This window comes from Streptomyces hypolithicus (assembly GCF_052934925.1).
In genome coordinates, this window is record NZ_CM128811.1 from 5,051,018 (window position 1) to 5,067,808 (window position 16,791).

The window sequence follows — 16,791 nt, forward strand, 5'->3', positions numbered from 1 at the left end:
GAGTGGACGGGAGCCCTGGAAGGTCCCTGGACGGTCACTTCTTGACGGCGTCGAGCGCGTCGACGACACCCGCGCCGTAGTAGCCGTTGCTCTTCTCGTCGCCCTCACAGGTGGTGGCCTCGACCCAGTTGCCGGCCGCGTCGTAGACGTGGGTCGGACAGCCCGGGTTGTCGGCCTGCCGCTTGAGCAGCCGCTGCAGCTGCGCGGGACTCGCCTTGGGGTTCGCGCTCTTGAGCAGCGCGGCGACGCCGGAGACGTGCGGGGCGGCCATCGAGGTGCCCTGCTTGTAGCCGTAGCCGCCGCCCAGCACGGTCGACAGGACCCGGCCGTTGGCGTCGGGCGTGGCCGGGATCTGCCACTTGTCGCCGCCGGGGGCCGCCACGTCTGCGACGCCGTACCCGTAGGTGGAGTAGTACGACTTGACGTTCTTGTCGCCGGTCGCGGTGACCGTGACGACGCCCGGCAGCTGGGTCGGCGCGTCCAGGCACTCGGACGGGTCGATGACCCGGTCACCGGGGGTGGTGTCGTTGGGGCTGGAGTTGTCGAGGATCTCGTCCGCCGCCAGGTCGAAGTTCGAGTTCCCGGCGGACGCCACATTGAGGGCGCCCTTGTGCTCCGCGTACTTCGTGGCGCGGGTCAGCGAGTCCAGCAGGGCCTTCTGGTCCGGGTCGTCCTTGCAGTTGAACAGCCACGGGTCGACGTAATAGCTGTTGTTCGTCACGTCGATGCCGTGCTCGGCGGCCCACACGAAGCCGCAGACGACGGCCTCGGTGTAGAAGAGGCTGGTGCCGGGCTCACTGACCTTGATGCCCGCGACCTTGACGCCCGGGGCGACGCCGGCGATGCCGAGGCCGTTGCGCGGCGAGGCGATCGTACCGGCGACGTGCGTGCCGTGGTCGCTGCCGTCGGTGTACGGACGCCAGGCGCCCTCGGAGGAGTCCGCGACGCCGCCGACGCAGTTGGCCGACTGGGACTTCGAGAAGTTCGGCGCCAGGTCCGGGTGGGTGTCGTCGACACCGGTGTCGATCACGCCGACGGTGACCTTGCTGCTGCCGTCATTGATCTCGGCGGCCTTGTCGGCGCCGATGGCGCGGAGGTCCCACTGATTGGCCTCCAGCGGCTCCTGTCCGGGCATCGCCGCCTCGGCTGCCTTCGCGGCCTCGGCCGCCGACAGCTTCTGGGTGGTGCCCTCCTCCGTGATGCCGACCGGCGTCAGCGGAGCGGTGCGGGTCGCGCCCGCCGACGCGACACCCTTGGCCATGCGTATCTGCGCGGCGAATTCCGGGTTCTGCGAGTGGACGACGACGACGCCTATCCGGTCGTACGCCTTCACCACCGTGCCGCCGGCCTCGGCTATCGCCCGTATCACCGAGGCGCTCCTGCCGTGGCCGCCCTTGGTGTTGACGACGTACGACAACTTCGGCCCGGTGGTGACGGTCGCCGCGGCGGGGCCGTCGAGCGGCGCGGCCGAGGCAGCGGCTCCCGGCAGGAAGCCGAGCGAAGCCGTGAGAGCCAGTCCGACGGGCAGGGCCAATGCGCGCTGCCGCCTGGATCCCAGATGAGCCATGGGTTCTCCACATCATCCGTGAGTGCCGCTCCTGCGCGGGTGCACATGAGCGGGTACATGACGAGTGAAGCTAGCGCCGATCATGCGTTCGTATCAACGAGTTCGGAAAAGAAAAGGCCGAGACCGAACCGAGTCGTCGCCCGATCCGTGCCGTTGTCAGGGGGATGGCCACCCGGATGACCGCCCCCACCAGTGAGGTCACCGTGACCACCCAACCGCACCCGCGTCGCGAGGAGATTCCGTGGCAACCGATGCACCACCGCCCCAGGGCGGCCCGGGGCTGAGCCGATCAGGGCACACGACGGCAGAGTTCGTCGAGGTGCAGCAGAGCACGGAGTTCGGCGAACTGCGCCGTGCCCACCGCTCGTTCGCCTTCCCCCTGACCGTCGGCTTCATCGCCTGGTACCTGCTGTACGTCCTGCTGTCCAACTACGCCGGCAGCTTCATGGGCACCAAACTCTTCGGCAACATCAACGTGGCCCTCGTCCTCGGCCTCGCCCAGTTCGCCACCACCTTCGCCATCGCCTGGTTCTACTCGCGCCACGCGGCCAGGCAGCTCGACCCGAAGTCCGAGGCGATCAGGTCCCGCATGGAGGGCGACGTATGAACACCGTGCTGACCACCGTCCAGCTCGCCGCCGCCGGCGACGCCAGCGAACACCGGCCGCTGATCATCACCCTCTTCGGGATGTTCGTCGTCGCGACCCTCTTCATCACCGTCTGGGCCGGCCGCCAGACCAAGAGCGCCGCCGACTTCTACGCCGGCGGCCGCCAGTTCACCGGCTTCCAGAACGGCCTCGCCATCTCCGGCGACTACATGTCCGCCGCGTCCTTCCTCGGCATCGCCGGCGCCATCGCGCTCTTCGGCTACGACGGCTTCCTCTACTCCATCGGCTTCCTGGTCGCCTGGCTGGTCGCGCTGCTCCTCGTCGCCGAACCGCTGCGCAACTCCGGCCGCTACACGATGGGCGACGTACTCGCGTACCGGATGCGCCAGCGCCCCGTACGCACCGCCGCGGGCACCTCCACCATCGTGGTGTCGATCTTCTACCTGCTCGCGCAGATGGCGGGCGCGGGCGTCCTGGTCTCGCTCCTCCTGGGCATCACCAGCGACGCCGGCAAGGTCCTGATCGTCGCCCTGGTCGGCGTCCTGATGATCCTCTACGTCACCATCGGCGGCATGAAGGGCACCACCTGGGTGCAGATGGTCAAGGCCGTCCTGCTCATCGCGGGCACCCTGCTGATCACCTTCCTGATCCTGCTGAAGTTCAACTTCAACCTCTCCGACCTGCTCGGTACGGCGGCCTCCAACAGCGGGCAGGGCGCCAAATTCCTGGAGCCCGGCCTCAAGTACGGCGCCAGCGAGACCTCGAAGCTCGACTTCATCTCGCTCGGCATAGCCCTGGTTCTCGGCACCGCGGGCCTGCCGCACATCCTGATCCGCTTCTACACCGTCCCCACGGCGAAGGCCGCCCGTAAGTCCGTGAACTGGGCGATCGGCATCATCGGCGCCTTCTACCTGATGACGATCGTGCTCGGCTTCGGCGCCGCGGCGCTGCTGCGGCCCGGCGACATCATCGCCTCCAACAAGGCCGGCAATACGGCGGCCCCGCTGGCCGCCCTGGAGATCGGCGGCGGCGGGGGCTCCACCGGGGGCGCGATCCTGCTCGCCGTGATCTCCGCGGTCGCCTTCGCCACCATCCTCGCGGTGGTCGCGGGCCTCACCCTGGCCTCGTCGTCGTCGTTCGCACACGACATCTACGCCAACGTCATCCGGCGCGGGCAGGCCACCGAGAAGGAAGAGGTACGAGCGGCCCGCTGGGCGACGGTCGCCATCGGCGTCGTCTCCATCGCGCTGGGCGCACTGGCCCGCGATCTGAACGTGGCCGGCCTGGTCGCCCTCGCCTTCGCGGTCGCCGCGTCAGCCAACCTGCCGACGATCCTCTACAGCCTCTTCTGGAAGAAGTTCACGACACCGGGCGCCCTGTGGTCCATCTACGGCGGCCTGACCGCCTCCGTGGGCCTCGTGCTCTTCTCACCCGTCGTCTCCGGCAAACCCTCCTCGATGTTCCCCGGCGTGGACTTCGCCTGGTTCCCGCTGGAGAACCCGGGGCTGATCTCGATCCCGCTCGGCTTCCTGCTCGGCTGGCTCGGGTCCGTACTGTCCAAGGAGGAGCCGGACCAGGGCAAGTACGCGGAGTTGGAGGTCAAGTCGCTCACCGGCATCGACGCGCACTGACCGCGATGGCCCCGGTGGCCGCGTCGTAGGGTCGTACGACGCGGCCACCGGGCTCCTGGTGGCTTCGGGGCCCTTCGGTTGTCAGAGGCGTGGCGTAGGCTCGACAACGTTCAACAAGGAAGCAAACCCAGCAAGCAGGACAAGCCGAGGGACAAGCTCCGGATCGGGGAGGGGGCAGACAATGCTCATCGACACCTATGACCGGGTCGCCACCGACCTGCGTGTTTCACTCACCGACCGCTGCAATCTGCGCTGTACGTACTGCATGCCGGAAGAGGGCCTCCAGTGGCTCGGCAAGCCGGACCTGCTCACGGACGACGAGATCGTGCGGCTGATCGGCATCGCCGTGACCGATCTCGGGGTGACCGAGGTGCGCTTCACCGGAGGCGAGCCGCTGCTGCGCCCCGGACTCGTCGGCATAGTGGAGCGGTGCGCCGCCCTGGCGCCACGCCCCAGGATGTCCCTCACCACCAACGGCATAGGACTCAAGCGCACCGCGACCGCCCTCAAAGCGGCGGGCCTTGACCGGGTCAACGTCTCCCTGGACACGCTGCGCCCCGATGTCTTCAAGACCCTCACCCGCCGGGACCGCCACCACGACGTGATCGACGGCATGGCGGCCGCCCGCGACGCGGGGCTGACCCCCGTCAAGGTCAATGCCGTCCTGATGCCCGGGCTCAACGACGACGAGGCCCCCGACCTGCTCGCCTGGGCCGTCGAGAACGACTACGAGATGCGCTTCATCGAACAGATGCCGCTCGACGCCCAGCACGGCTGGAAGCGCGACGGCATGATCACCGCGGGCGACATCCTCACCTCGCTGCGCACCCGCTTCACGCTCACCGCCGAGGGCGAGGACGAGCGCGGTTCGGCTCCCGCCGAGCGCTGGACCGTCGACGGCGGCCCGCACCGCGTCGGGGTCATCGCCTCCGTCACGCGCCCGTTCTGCCGGGCCTGCGACCGGACCCGGCTCACCGCCGACGGTCAGGTGCGCACCTGCCTGTTCGCCCGCGAGGAGTCCGACCTGCGCGGCGCACTGCGCTCCGGGGCCCCGGACGAGGAGATCTCCCGGCTCTGGAAGCTGGCGATGTGGGGCAAGAAGGCCGGATCCGGCCTCGACGACCCGTCCTTCCTGCAGCCCGACCGTCCCATGTCAGCCATCGGAGGCTGACGGCGTCCTCTCCCACTCCTCCAGCGTCACGACGTCCTTCAGGAAGCCGCGTACGCCGAGGAACTGCGAAAGATGCTCCCGGTGCTCGTCGCAGGCCACCCAGGTCTTGCGGCGCTCCGGTGTGTGCACCTTCGGGTTGTTCCAGGCCAGGACCCAGACGGCAGAGCTGCGGCATCCCTTGGCGGAACACACGGCGGACTCCGCGGCGGGGGAGCCGGCTGAGTCGGGGGAGTCGGAGAGGTTCACGCACTCAACCCTAATGGCCCCCATCAATGGCGACGCCGAGCAGCCACGGGGGGAGCTGCCCGGCGTCGGTCCGTCGCTCCGACGGGGGATGCGGAGCGCCTACGAAGTATGTCACGCGATGCGGGGTGCGGTGCACCGGAACCGCATGATTGATCTGAGCTTTTCTTGAGCTTTACGGACCGCTGACGATCAACTCTGCTCGTGCGGCTGTTGCTCCCGGCCGACGCCCGATGCCCGCGCCTCGCGCTCCCCGGTGTCCGGTTCCACGACGCGGTCCAGGGCAGGACGTACGGGCGCCGGAACGTACGCCGAGGGCAGCGAAGAAACGTTCTCCCGGCCCGCGTTGGCGATGACCACCGCGATGTATGGCAGCAGGATGCCCAGAGCGAGGGCCACGATCGCGACGTGCCGCTCCACGTTCCACAAGGTCGCGGCCAGCACCACGGACACGGTCCGCACCGACATCGAGATGATGTAGCGGCGCTGGCGCCCGCGCACGTCGTCGGCCAGCCCCTGCCGGGCCCCGGTGATCCGGAAGACCTCGTCGCTGTTCTTCTTCCGCATCACGTTGCACCACCTGGTTCCCGCGCCGGACCCTGACAGCCGGACGCGTTCCACGGTACGCCGACCGGCCGCCGTCTTCGAGACCGGGTCGTCCTCACCTGTACGTACGCACGTCCCCCCCCCGGCCACGTATGGCGGCGTCCGGGATGCGGCGTACCGGCCACCGCCGGAGACTGGCCGCGCATGCGCGCACCGCGCCGCACGAGGAGGCGACATGAGTTGGTTGTGGGCGATCATCGTGGGTCTGGTGCTCGGTCTGCTCGCGAAGGCGATCATCCCGGGCAAGCAGCAGATCCCGCTGTGGCTGACGGTGATCTTCGGCATCATCGGCAGCGTTCTCGGCAACGCCGTCGCCACCTGGGCAGGTGTGAACGAGACCAAGGGCATCGACTGGATCAGGCACCTGCTGCAGCTGGCCGGCGCCGTCCTGGTCGTCGGGGTCGGCGACATGCTCTGGGCCAAGATGAAGGGCAGCAGACGCAGGGCCTGAGGGGGTGGCAGGCACCGGGCCCGACAAAGCCGGCGCAGCCCGCCACGCACACAGAAGCGGCGGCCCGGAGCTGGACACCATGCTCCGGGCCGCCGCTTCTGCTGTGGCGCCTCTGCCCGTGTCCCGGCGGGACCGGTCCCCCGTACGCCCTGGCTCAGCCGGCCGCGACCTCGATCGCCGCCAGGTTCTTCTTGCCGCGCCGCAACACCAGCCAACGGCCGTGCAGCAGGTCCGCGGCCGCCGGTACCGCGTCCTCGTCGGCGACCTTGACGTTGTTCACGTAGGCCCCGCCCTCCTTGACCGTACGGCGGGCGGCCGACTTGCTCGGCGCCAGGCCCACCTCGACGAAGAGATCCACGACCGACCCCACCTCCGACACCTCGGCATGCGGCAGCTCGGACAGTGACGCGGCGAGCGTCGCCTCGTCGAGAGCCGTCAGCTCGCCCTGGCCGAACAGCGCCTTCGACGCCGCGACGACCGCCTCGCACTGCCCGGCGCCGTGCACCAGCGTCGTCAGCTCCTCGGCCAGCGCACGCTGCGCGGCGCGGGCCTGCGGGCGCTCCTCGGTGAGTTTCTCCAGCGCCTCCAGCTCCTCGCGGCTCTTGAAGCTGAGGATGCGCATGTACGGCGAGATGTCCCGGTCGTCCACGTTCAGCCAGAACTGGTAGAACGCGTACGGCGTCGTCATCTCCGGGTCGAGCCAGACGGCGCCGCTCTCCGACTTACCGAACTTGGTGCCGTCCGCCTTGACCATCAGCGGCGTCGCCAGGGCGTGCACGTTCGCGCCCGGCTCCAAGCGGTGGATCAGGTCGAGACCCGCGGTCAGGTTGCCCCACTGGTCGCTGCCGCCCTGCTGGAGCGTGCACCCGTAGCGGCGGTACAGCTCAAGGAAGTCCATGCCCTGCAGGAGCTGGTAGCTGAACTCCGTGTAGCTGATGCCCTGGTCGGACTCCAGCCGCCGCGCGACCGAGTCCTTGGCGAGCATCTTGCTGACCCGGAAGTGCTTGCCGATGTCCCGCAGGAACTCGATCGCGGACAGGCCGGCGGTCCAGTCCAGGTTGTTGACCATGGTGGCTGCGTTCGGGCCCTCGAACGACAGGAAGGGCTCGATCTGGGCGCGCAGCCGCGCCACCCAGTTCGCGACCGTCTCCGGGTCGTTCAGCGTCCGCTCCGCGGTCGGCCGGGGGTCACCGATCTGGCCGGTGGCCCCGCCCACCAGGGCGAGCGGCCGGTGCCCGGCCTGCTGGAGCCGGCGGACGGTGAGAACCTGCACGAGGTGCCCCACGTGCAGGCTCGCCGCCGTCGGGTCGAAGCCGCAATAGAACGTGACCGGACCGTCCGCGAGCGCCTTGCGCAGTGCGTCCTCGTCAGTGGACTGGGCGAACAGCCCGCGCCACTTCAGCTCGTCGACGATGTCCGTCACGGTCTTGTCTCTCCTTGAATGATGCGAATGGCCTTGAACGATGCGTATGGCCGAAGGTAGGACCGGCCAGCAGTACGGCGTCCAAGTCTATGGGCGTCACACGCCCTGACTGACCGAGCTCATGTTGAAGTCCGGGATGCGCAGCGCGGGCATCGCGGCCCGGGTGAACCAGTCGCCCCACTCACGCGGCAGCGTCTTCTCGGTGCGCCCGGCCTCGGCGGCCCGCGACAGCAGGTCGACGGGCGACTCGTTGAACCGGAAGTTGTTCACCTCACCGACCACCTCGCCGTTCTCCACCAGATAGACCCCGTCCCGGGTCAGCCCGGTCAGCAGCAGCGTCGCCGGGTCCACCTCGCGGATGTACCAGAGACAGGTGAGCAGGAGCCCGCGCTCAGTGCCCGCGACCATCTCCTCCAGGGACCGCTCACCCCCGCCGTCCAGGATCAGATTGCCGATCGACGGGGCCACCGGCAGCCCGGTCAGGCCCGCGCTGTGCCGGGTCGTGACGAGGTGCTCCAGACGGCCGTCACGCACCCAGTCCGTTGCGGTCAGCGGCAGCCCGTTGTCGAAGACCGACGCGTCGTCGCCCGAGGAGTGGGCCACGACGAACGGCGCCGACTCCAGCCCCGGCTCGTTCGGGTCGCTGCGCAGGGTCAGCGGCAGCGCGGACAGCGTCTCGCCGACGCGGGTGCCGCCGCCCGGCTTGCTGAACACCGTGCGCCCCTCCGTGGCGTCCCGGGCCGCCGCCGACCAGAACTGGTAGATCAGCAGGTCGGCCACGGCGGTCGGCGGCAGCAGGGTCTCGTACCGCCCGGCGGGCAGGTCGACACGGCGCTCCGCCCAGCCGAGCCGCTTGGCCAGTGCGGCATCAACCGCCGCCGGGTCGACGTCCCTGAAGTCCCGGGTGGAGTACCCCGCCCAGGCGGAGCGGGTGCGGTCCGGCGACTTGGCGTTGATCTCCAGGGTGCCGTTGGGCTGGTCGTGACGCAGGCGCAGGCCCGTCGACGTACCGACGTAGCTGGAGGTCATCTCGTGGTGCGCGAACCCGTACAGCTCGCGGCCGCCGGACCTGGCGCGGGCGAAGGCCTCGCCGAGGGCGGGCGCGAAGGCGTCGAAGACACCGGAGGAGGTCTCGGCGGGTGCTTCGCCGAAGTCGGGCGACGCGGCCACCCCGGACACCAGTGGCTGCGCGTCCTCGGCCGGCCCGGCGCCGCGGGCGGCCGCCTCGGCGGCCCGCACCAGCGGCTCCAGGTCGTCGGCGGTGACCGCGGAGCGCGACACGACCCCGGAGGCCGTGCCCTGCGCACCGTCGACGGTCGCGATGACGGTGAGCGAACGCCCGCGGGTGACGCCGTTGGTCGTGAGCGCGTTGCCCGCCCAGCGCAGATTGGCCGAGGACCGCTCGTCGGCGATGACCACGCAGCCGTCGGCGGTGGACAGCTCCAGGGCCCGCTCGACGATCTCGTACGGCTTGACTGTGCGGTTCATCGTCCGGCCTCCTGCGTGGTGTTCAAGATGTTCACGCCCCGGAACAGGGCCGACGGGCAGCCGTGGGAGACAGCGGCGACCTGGCCGGGCTGGGCCTTGCCGCAGTTGAAGGCGCCGCCCAGGACATACGTCTGCGGGCCGCCGACCGCGGTCATCGACCCCCAGAAGTCAGTCGTCGTCGCCTGGTACGCGACATCCCGCAGTTGCCCGGCCAGCCGGCCGTTCTCGATCCGGAAGAAGCGCTGCCCGGTGAACTGGAAGTTGTAGCGCTGCATGTCGATCGACCAGGACCGGTCCCCGACGACGTAGATACCGCGCTCGACCCCGCCGATCAGATCGTCGGTCGACAGCCCGCCCGGATCCGGCCGGAGCGACACGTTCGCCATGCGCTGCACCGGTACATGCGCGGGGGAGTCCGCGAACGCGCAGCCGTTCGACCGCCCCAGCCCCGTCAGCTTGGCGATGCGCCGGTCCAGCTGGTAGCCGGTGAGCGTCCCGTCCTTGATCAGGTCCCAGGACTGGGCCTCGACACCTTCGTCGTCGTATCCGATCGTCGCGAGCCCGTGCTCGGCGGTCCTGTCACCCGTCACGTTCATGACCGACGAGCCGTACGCGAGCTTCCCGAGCTGATCGAAGGTGGCGAAGGAGGTCCCGGCGTACGCCGCCTCGTACCCCAGCGCCCGGTCCAGCTCGGTCGCGTGCCCGATCGACTCGTGGATGGTCAGCCACAGATTGGACGGGTCCACCACCAGGTCGTACGCACCCGCCTCGACGCTCGGCGCCCGCATCTTCTCCGCCAGCAGCGACGGGATCTGCTCCAGCTCCGCCTCCCAGTCCCAGCCGGTCCCCAGCAGGTACTCCCAGCCCCGCCCCACCGGCGGCGCGATGGTCCGCATCGAGTCGAACTCGCCGCTGCCGGCGTCCACCGCGACCGCCGTGAGCTGCGGATGCAGCCGCACCCGCTGCTGGGTGGTGACCGTGCCGGCCGTGTCCGCGTAGAACTTGTTCTCCTGCACGGTCATCAGCGAGGCGTCCACGTGCGCCACACCGTCGCCCGCCAGCAGCCGCGCGCTCCAGTCGGCGAGCAGCGCCGACTTCTCCTCGTCGGGCACGTGGAAGGGATTGATCTCGTACGCCGAGACCCAGGTCCGGTCGGCGTGCACCGGCTCGTCCGCCAGCTCCACCCGCTCGTCGGACCCCGCCGCCTTGATCACCTTCGCCGACAGCCGGGCCATCGCCACGGCCTGTCCAGCGACCCGGGCGGCGGCGTCCATGGTCAGGTCGACCCCGGAGGCGAACCCCCAGCTGCCGCCGTGGACCACCCGTACCGCATAGCCGAGATCCGTCGTGTCGGAGGAGCCCGACGGCTTGGCGTCGCGCAGTCGCCAGGCCGCGCTGCGCACCCGCTCGAACCGAAAATCGGCATGATCGGCGCCCAGCGCGCGTGCCCGCGCGAGCGCCGCGTCGGCGAGCGCGCGCAGCGGCAGGGCCAGGAATGACTGATCTACCTCGTGGGCCACGGGGGCTCCCCTCCTTCGACAGTGCTCGCAGTGAATCATGGAGCGCACCGTCACTGGTCGGCTACAGGTTTCCGGGTCTTGTGCGTGCTGCCCGGCATTGGACTGACCGTTGCGGATCCCGGGGCCCGCAGAGATACGGGCCAATGCCGGGAAGCTTGGCTTGATCATCTCGTGTGCGGGCGCTGGATGCAGCGAAGCTCCTGTAGAACGAGCGATCTACCACGATCGACTTGTTCGGAACAGGAGCTTCGTTGTCTGGGGAGTCTGGCATAGAGGGGTCGTCGCGTGCGAGCGCGGGACAGACGGGGCAGCTGGGTGTGTTGCGCCAGGTTGTGACACGGCGGATGGTCACGGATGTGCTGGCGGCTTCCGGCCGCGGGGACCGGCGTAGTGACGGCAAACTCTGCGCGGTGACGTGTGTGTTCTTCGTGCTCGCGTTGACGCTGTTCCCGAGAGACGGCTACCGGTCGGTGCTGTCGAAGCTGGCCGGTGGGACGGCGCGGCTGGCCGCGCGGGGCCAGCTGGTCTCCTCCTCGGCGCTGCGGCAGCGCCGCGTCACGCTGGGCCCGGAGCCGTTCCGGTTACTGTTCGAGCGGATCGCCGGGCCGGTCGGCACGGTCGCGATGCCGGGGGTGTTCTGGCGGGGGCTTCGGCTGGCCTCGGTGGACGGCACGTTTCTCGAGGTCGCCGACACCGCGGTGAACGCGGTGTTCGGCCGGACCCGCAATCAGCGGCGGATCGCCGCGTTCCCCCAGGTCCGCCTGGTCGCGCTGATCGAGTGCGGGACCCGGGCGCTGCTCGGGGTGGCGTTCGACATCCGCCGGGTCTGTGAGCAGGACCTGACACGGCGCCTGCTGGACCGGATGCGCCCCGGGATGCTGGTCCTGGCCGACCGGGGATTCCCGGGCTGGCTGCTGTGGGTCGATGCCGCCGCCGGCGGGGCGGATCTGTTGTGGCGGATCTCGGCGGCGGTGCGGCTGGTCCCCGACGAGGTCCTGCCCGACGGCTCCTGGCTCGCGACCCGGCACGCGCACAAGAACATCACGAAAGCCCTGGCGGGGCGGCCCCGGTCGGTACGGATCCGGGTGATCGAGATGGTGGTCGTCATCGAGGCCGCCGACGGGTCACGACGCCATGAGCCCTACCGGCTCATCACCACCTTGCTCGACCCTGCGGCCTTCCCCGCCGGTGAACTGGCCGCACTGTATTCCCAGCGGTGGGAATCCGAGCTCGAATTCCGGGACTTGAAGATCACTCAGCGCGGGGCACGCGCCGTCCTGAGATCGAAGACACCCGCGCTGGTCAACCAGGAGATCTGGGCGTATCTCGTCACCCACCAGGCGATCCGCCGCACGATCAGTTCCACCGCCGCCGGCCACGGGCTCGATGCCGACCGGCTCTCCTTCACTGTCGCCCTGACCGTCGCCCGGGACACCGTGATCCGCACCACGGCGCGGATCGGCACCCACCTCGCCGAGATGACCACGTCGCTGCTGGCGAACCTGCGATCGGCCGAGCGACGCCTGCGGGTCTGCCCCCGGACCGTGAAACGCCCCAGCTCCATCTTCCCCTCGAAACCCGCCGGGCCGGCCAGCCGCAGCACAAAAATCACCGGATACGGGATCGAAATCATCCCACTCGACACAACCCCGCCGACCACCGCGGAGCCCGACAGCCACACGAGATGATCAAGCCAAGCTTCCCGGCATTGAGATACGGGCAGGGCCGGAGCAGTACAACGGCTTCTCGCTCGGGTACAGCAAAGGACCCGCGGCGCGCGGCGCGCCGTCTCACGCAGCGCGCGAAACTCTGCCCGCTCCCCGAAGGTGACCCGCGCCGTACCCCCCGGAGGGGGCGTTGTCGTTTGACAACGTATGGGTGCTGGGTTGGAGGCTTGTGAGGGCACGGTCGAAGGGGGTTGAGGGCGGAATGGAGTACGAGTTTCTCTTTGTCGTGGATGGTGTCAGCATGGACGACGATGTGGCGGTCGGCGTCATCTTCGACGAGTTCGACGGGCTGCTCACCCGCCACCGGGACAAGCACCTGCTCGATCTGGCCGAGTCCGGTGACAGTGCCATCGACGCCGCGCACCGCCTGGTCGTGCGGCTGCGAAAGGAGTTGCCACAGCTGCGGTTGCTGCGGCTGGACCCCGATCTGGTGGGCGTCTCGGACATTGCCGAGCGCACGGGCCGTACCCGGCAGAACATCCTGCAGTGGGTGAACGCCGAGCGACGTACGGACGCTGGGGCGTTCCCGGATCCGGAAGGCGCGGCCGGGCGCTGCCTCGTCTGGCGCTGGGCCGAGGTCAACGCCTGGCTGGCGGGTATCGGCGAGCGGTCCGGCGATGCGGGAGCGACCCGGCCGGACGCCCTGCACATCGACTTCATGCTGCCCCGCTGGCAACAGGCGCTGGCCGAGGGCCTACCGATCGTGCGCTTCGTGCACGCGCAGGATGACGAGCGCTCGGACGATCGTGTGGGTGCGGCGCGGCTGCTGGACGGCACACTCTCCGCCCCCGGGCTGCTCGACATGATCTCCGCGTTCCCCCGGGCCGAACGCCGGCTGCTGACCGTGGTCTGCGCCGTACTGCCGGACCGGCTGAGCACCGTGGTCGCGAGGATCCGCCAGGACGAGACCTGGGTGATGCTCGCCTTCCAGGGGGAGAAGAACGAACTGCATCTCATGCCCGTCGCCGCGCGGGATGTCCCAGGCGCACGACCCGTCTCGGAACTGGGCCTGAGCGACGACGCGACCGTCGGTGATCTGCTCCTGGTCGTCGCGAACGGAGCAGTACAGCCGACCACCCCCGTAGCCCTCGGCTGAACCGCGCAGAACGCCCTTGCGGGGCCCAGGAAAGGAAGACCTCGGGCTTGCAAGCCCGGCGACGGTGTATGACGCAGGCCGAGCCCGTACGGCTCCGCGAAGGGGACGGCTGGTCCGAGTGGTCGCTGACTCCGGAGCAGGCGCGATCCGGCTCGGGCGCGGTCCTGGCCGAGTCCCGCCCCCTATCGCGCACCAGGCCGTAAGAACTGAGCGTCGGCATGGACCGGCTCGCAGAATCCCTTGCACGATCGCTGTCGTGAGCGCATCACGCATTGTAGGTACAATCTCGGAGTGTAGGTACTTTCTGGGCTGTGTGTCGAAGGGAGCCCCGATGAGCACGATTTCCGTACGAGAGTTCTCGTACAACCCGAGCGCGGTCTTCGCCCGGGTCGAGAAGGGGGAGACCGTCCAGGTCACCCGGCACGGCAACGTCATCGCCATACTGCTGCCCGGCTCCGGTCCGACCGCCAGGTACTCCGACCTCGTCGCTCAGGGGAAGATCCGGCTCAGGGCCGCGACGACCTCCGACCTCGACCACTTCCCGCGGTACGTGCTGCCCGCCGACGCCGCCGACCCGCTGGAGCTTCTCCTGACCGAGCGTGAGGAGGACGAACGTTGATCTATATGGACTCCTCGGCGCTCATCACCCTGCTGACGGGCAGGGCCAACGCCCCCGAGCTCAGAAACTTCCTTGTTGAGCGGCCGGGGCTTCCCATGGCCACCAGCAGCATCGGCATCGTGGAATCCGTCCGACAACTGGACAGAGTCGGCTCATATCCCAATGCTCTGGCGGACCTTGCCGGAACGGTCACCGAGATCCTGCTCACCGAGGAGGTCCGGGATCTGGCGACCAGGGTTTCAGGAGGCCTGTGCACCCTGGACGCCGTCCATGTGGCGAGCGCGCTGGTGCTTGGTGACGCGCTGGATTCACTGGTGACGTACGACAAGCGGATGCTCGAAGCAGCCAGAGAGGCAGGGATCGCGGCGTACGCGCCCGGCATGGCCGACTGAGTGGGTGGCCGCCCAACTGTGGAGACCCGACAGCGACCGGGTGCATGCGCTGTCAGGGCCCGATTCTCCGTACGTGGACCGGTACCGATAGTTTCGGTCGGTACCAGACTGCTATGGAAAGGGTGATCCGTTGAGCCGCTCGGTTCTCGTCACTGGAGGAAACCGGGGCATCGGCCTCGCCATCGCCCGCGCTTTCGTCGATGCCGGCGACAAGGTCGCGTTCACGTACCGCTCCGGCGAACCTCCGGCCGCCCTCACGGACCTCGGGTGCCTCGCCGTCAAGTGCGACATCACCGACAGCGACCAGGTGGAGCAGGCCTACAAGGAGATCGAGGACAAGCACGGCCCCGTCGAGGTGCTGGTGGCCAACGCGGGCGTCACCAGGGACCAGCTCCTGATGCGCATGTCCGAGGAGGACTTCACGTCCGTACTCGACACCAACCTGACCGGCACCTTCCGGGTCGTCAAGCGTGCGAACCGCGGCATGCTGCGCGCCCGGAGGGGCCGGGTCGTGCTGATCTCCTCGGTCGTCGGGCTCCTCGGCGCGGCTGGGCAGGCCAACTACGCCGCCTCCAAGGCCGGCCTGGTCGGATTCGCCCGCTCACTCGCCCGTGAGCTGGGCTCGCGCAACCTCACCTTCAACGTCGTCGCGCCCGGTTTCGTCGACACCGACATGACCAAGGCGCTCACCGACGAGCAGCGTTCGGGCATCGTCGCCCAGGTGCCGCTCGGCCGGTACGCGCAGCCGGAGGAGATCGCCGCCACGGTGCGCTTCCTCGCCTCCGACGACGCGTCGTACATCACTGGAGCCGTCATCCCGGTTGACGGCGGATTGGGCATGGGTCACTGATCACATGAGCGGAATTCTCGACGGCAAGCGCATCCTCGTCACGGGGGTGCTGATGGAGTCGTCCATCGCGTTCCACACCGCGAAGTTGGCCCAAGAGCAGGGCGCGGAAGTCATCCTGACGGCCTTTCCCCGGCCCACGCTGACCGAGCGCATCGCGCGGAAGCTGCCGAAGCCGGCGAAGGTCATCGAGCTGGACGTGACCAACACCGAGCACCTGGACCGGCTGGAAGGCCTGGTACGCGAGGAGCTCGGCGGCCTCGACGGCGTCGTCCACTCCATCGGGTTCGCCCCGCAGGACGCGCTCGGCGGCAACTTCCTCAACACGCCTTTCGAGTCCGTCGCCACGGCGATGCACGTCTCGGCGTTCTCACTGAAGTCGCTCACGATGGCCTGCCGCCCGCTGATGAGCGGCGGCAGCTCGGTCGTCGGCCTCACCTTCGACGCCCAGTTCGCCTGGCCGCAGTACGACTGGATGGGCCCGGCCAAGGCGGCGCTGGAGGCCACGTCCCGCTACCTCGCGCGTGACCTGGGCAAGGACAACATCCGCTGCAACCTGATCTCCGCCGGACCGCTCGCCTCCATGGCCGCCAAGTCCATCCCCGGCTTCGCGGAGCTTGCGGGCGTCTGGGACGACCGCTCTCCGCTGAAGTGGGACATGTCCGACATGGAGCCGGCCGGGCGCGGCGTCGTCGCGCTGCTCTCCGACTGGTTCCCGATGACGACCGGCGAGATCGTCCACGTCGACGGCGGGCTGCACGCGATCGGCGCGTAACCCCGCCCAGCTATCAGGAAGCCGCGCGGCCGTCCGGGTGACGGCGCGCGGCTTCCGTGTGTGCTGGGCCGCGTGCCCCGCCGCGTGCTGGGCCGTGTTCCGGGCCCCGAGTCGAAAAGAACGTCGACTCCACGCAGAATGGGCGAACCGGGATTTACCCGGCGCTCTGTGGGGAGGAGGTGGCGCGGTTGCGCCCGTCGAACCGTCGAGCGGCAGCCCTCGTCCTGGCCACGGTCAGCGTGACCGCACTGGCTGCCCCCGCCGTCGCCGACCGCGCGGCCGAACCCGAGCGGAGGTCCGCGAAGGAGGTCGCCGTACCCTTCGGCTCCAGCTGCCGTACGGCGGTCCAGGGCTCCCGGGTCGTCGCGTACTGCCACAACCCCTACCCCGAGACCGACCTGGTGCGGCTGCACATCGAGTGCGACCGCTGGTGGGACATAGACACCGACGCCGCGCCGGTCGAGGTCGGCCCCGCGCAGACGGTGCGGCTGACCGACCGCTGCTGGAAGGAAGTGCGGATGGCCTGGGTGAGCCACCACCGGATATGACCGCGGGACCGCCGGACCGCCGGACCGCCGACCGCGGGACCGCCGGACCGCCCGTACGTCCGCTGCCTCCGCTTCCCCTT

17 protein-coding genes are annotated in these 16,791 nt (G+C 69.5%); 11 read left to right on the top strand and 6 right to left on the bottom strand.

Annotation, left to right across the window (positions count from 1 at the left end):
- Window positions 1-34: 34 nt before the first annotated feature.
- The gene (locus tag ACU6WZ_RS23755; protein WP_447030228.1) at window positions 35-1,567 is read right to left on the bottom strand and encodes a S8 family peptidase; all 1,533 of its coding nucleotides are present in this window, start codon (window positions 1,565-1,567) and stop codon (window positions 35-37) included.
- Window positions 1,568-1,808: 241 nt separating this feature from the next.
- On the opposite strand from ACU6WZ_RS23755, the gene ACU6WZ_RS23760 reads away from it, so the two are divergent.
- From ACU6WZ_RS23760 to moaA, 3 genes are all read left to right on the top strand, one after another.
- On the top strand, window positions 1,809-2,174 hold the full coding sequence (locus tag ACU6WZ_RS23760) for a DUF485 domain-containing protein (RefSeq protein ID WP_447030229.1): 366 nt from the start codon (window positions 1,809-1,811) through the stop codon (window positions 2,172-2,174).
- Window positions 2,171-3,805: a monocarboxylic acid transporter gene (locus tag ACU6WZ_RS23765; RefSeq protein WP_447030230.1), complete on the top strand. Its 1,635-nt coding sequence runs from the start codon at window positions 2,171-2,173 to the stop codon at window positions 3,803-3,805. The genes ACU6WZ_RS23760 and ACU6WZ_RS23765 overlap by 4 nt, the downstream gene beginning before the upstream one ends.
- 181 nt (window positions 3,806-3,986) lie before the next feature.
- The gene (moaA, locus tag ACU6WZ_RS23770; protein ID WP_447030232.1) at window positions 3,987-4,976 is read left to right on the top strand and encodes a GTP 3',8-cyclase MoaA; all 990 of its coding nucleotides are present in this window, start codon (window positions 3,987-3,989) and stop codon (window positions 4,974-4,976) included.
- Here moaA and ACU6WZ_RS23775 read toward each other — a convergent pair.
- Both ACU6WZ_RS23775 and ACU6WZ_RS23780 read right to left on the bottom strand, forming a co-directional pair.
- Window positions 4,959-5,222, bottom strand: coding sequence for a hypothetical protein (locus ACU6WZ_RS23775; RefSeq protein ID WP_447030233.1), 264 nt, complete (start codon window positions 5,220-5,222; stop codon window positions 4,959-4,961). The genes moaA and ACU6WZ_RS23775 overlap by 18 nt on opposite strands.
- Window positions 5,223-5,411: 189 nt before the next feature.
- Window positions 5,412-5,786 carry a DUF3099 domain-containing protein gene (locus tag ACU6WZ_RS23780; RefSeq protein WP_447030234.1) on the bottom strand — a complete coding sequence of 125 codons (375 nt, stop codon included), beginning with the start codon at window positions 5,784-5,786 and terminating at the stop codon, window positions 5,412-5,414.
- A 214-nt stretch (window positions 5,787-6,000) separates the two neighbouring features.
- Between ACU6WZ_RS23780 and ACU6WZ_RS23785 the strand changes: the two genes are divergently transcribed.
- Window positions 6,001-6,276, top strand: a complete 276-nt coding sequence (locus ACU6WZ_RS23785) for a GlsB/YeaQ/YmgE family stress response membrane protein (RefSeq protein WP_447030235.1) — start codon at window positions 6,001-6,003, stop codon at window positions 6,274-6,276.
- Between the two features lie 154 nt (window positions 6,277-6,430).
- Here ACU6WZ_RS23785 and tyrS read toward each other — a convergent pair whose 3' ends face one another.
- From tyrS to ACU6WZ_RS23800, 3 genes are all read right to left on the bottom strand, one after another.
- Window positions 6,431-7,699 (bottom strand): tyrosine--tRNA ligase, encoded by a 1,269-nt coding sequence (gene tyrS, locus ACU6WZ_RS23790; protein ID WP_447030236.1) that lies wholly within the window; start codon window positions 7,697-7,699, stop codon window positions 6,431-6,433.
- A 96-nt stretch (window positions 7,700-7,795) separates the two neighbouring features.
- Window positions 7,796-9,187, bottom strand: coding sequence for a metallopeptidase TldD-related protein (locus ACU6WZ_RS23795; RefSeq protein WP_447030237.1), 1,392 nt, complete (start codon window positions 9,185-9,187; stop codon window positions 7,796-7,798).
- Window positions 9,184-10,707: a TldD/PmbA family protein gene (locus ACU6WZ_RS23800; protein WP_447030239.1), complete on the bottom strand. Its 1,524-nt coding sequence runs from the start codon at window positions 10,705-10,707 to the stop codon at window positions 9,184-9,186. The genes ACU6WZ_RS23795 and ACU6WZ_RS23800 overlap by 4 nt, the downstream gene beginning before the upstream one ends.
- Before the next feature lie 317 nt (window positions 10,708-11,024).
- Here ACU6WZ_RS23800 and ACU6WZ_RS23805 point away from each other — a divergent pair, with 317 nt between their 5' ends.
- From ACU6WZ_RS23805 to ACU6WZ_RS23835, 7 genes are all read left to right on the top strand, one after another.
- On the top strand, window positions 11,025-12,395 hold the full coding sequence (locus tag ACU6WZ_RS23805) for an IS4 family transposase (protein ID WP_447030240.1): 1,371 nt from the start codon (window positions 11,025-11,027) through the stop codon (window positions 12,393-12,395).
- 280 nt (window positions 12,396-12,675) lie between these two features.
- On the top strand, window positions 12,676-13,530 hold the full coding sequence (locus ACU6WZ_RS23810) for a helix-turn-helix transcriptional regulator (protein WP_447030241.1): 855 nt from the start codon (window positions 12,676-12,678) through the stop codon (window positions 13,528-13,530).
- 331 nt (window positions 13,531-13,861) lie between these two features.
- Window positions 13,862-14,149, top strand: a complete 288-nt coding sequence (locus ACU6WZ_RS23815; protein WP_447030242.1) for a type II toxin-antitoxin system Phd/YefM family antitoxin — start codon at window positions 13,862-13,864, stop codon at window positions 14,147-14,149.
- A 5-nt stretch (window positions 14,150-14,154) separates the two neighbouring features.
- On the top strand, window positions 14,155-14,541 hold the full coding sequence (locus tag ACU6WZ_RS23820; protein ID WP_447034212.1) for a PIN domain-containing protein: 387 nt from the start codon (window positions 14,155-14,157) through the stop codon (window positions 14,539-14,541).
- Between the two features lie 130 nt (window positions 14,542-14,671).
- The gene (fabG, locus tag ACU6WZ_RS23825; RefSeq protein ID WP_447030243.1) at window positions 14,672-15,391 is read left to right on the top strand and encodes a 3-oxoacyl-[acyl-carrier-protein] reductase; all 720 of its coding nucleotides are present in this window, start codon (window positions 14,672-14,674) and stop codon (window positions 15,389-15,391) included.
- Between the two features lie 4 nt (window positions 15,392-15,395).
- Window positions 15,396-16,163, top strand: coding sequence for an enoyl-ACP reductase FabI (fabI, locus tag ACU6WZ_RS23830; protein ID WP_447030244.1), 768 nt, complete (start codon window positions 15,396-15,398; stop codon window positions 16,161-16,163).
- A 188-nt stretch (window positions 16,164-16,351) separates the two neighbouring features.
- Window positions 16,352-16,711 carry a hypothetical protein gene (locus tag ACU6WZ_RS23835; protein WP_447030245.1) on the top strand — a complete coding sequence of 120 codons (360 nt, stop codon included), beginning with the start codon at window positions 16,352-16,354 and terminating at the stop codon, window positions 16,709-16,711.
- Window positions 16,712-16,791 lie beyond the last annotated feature (80 nt).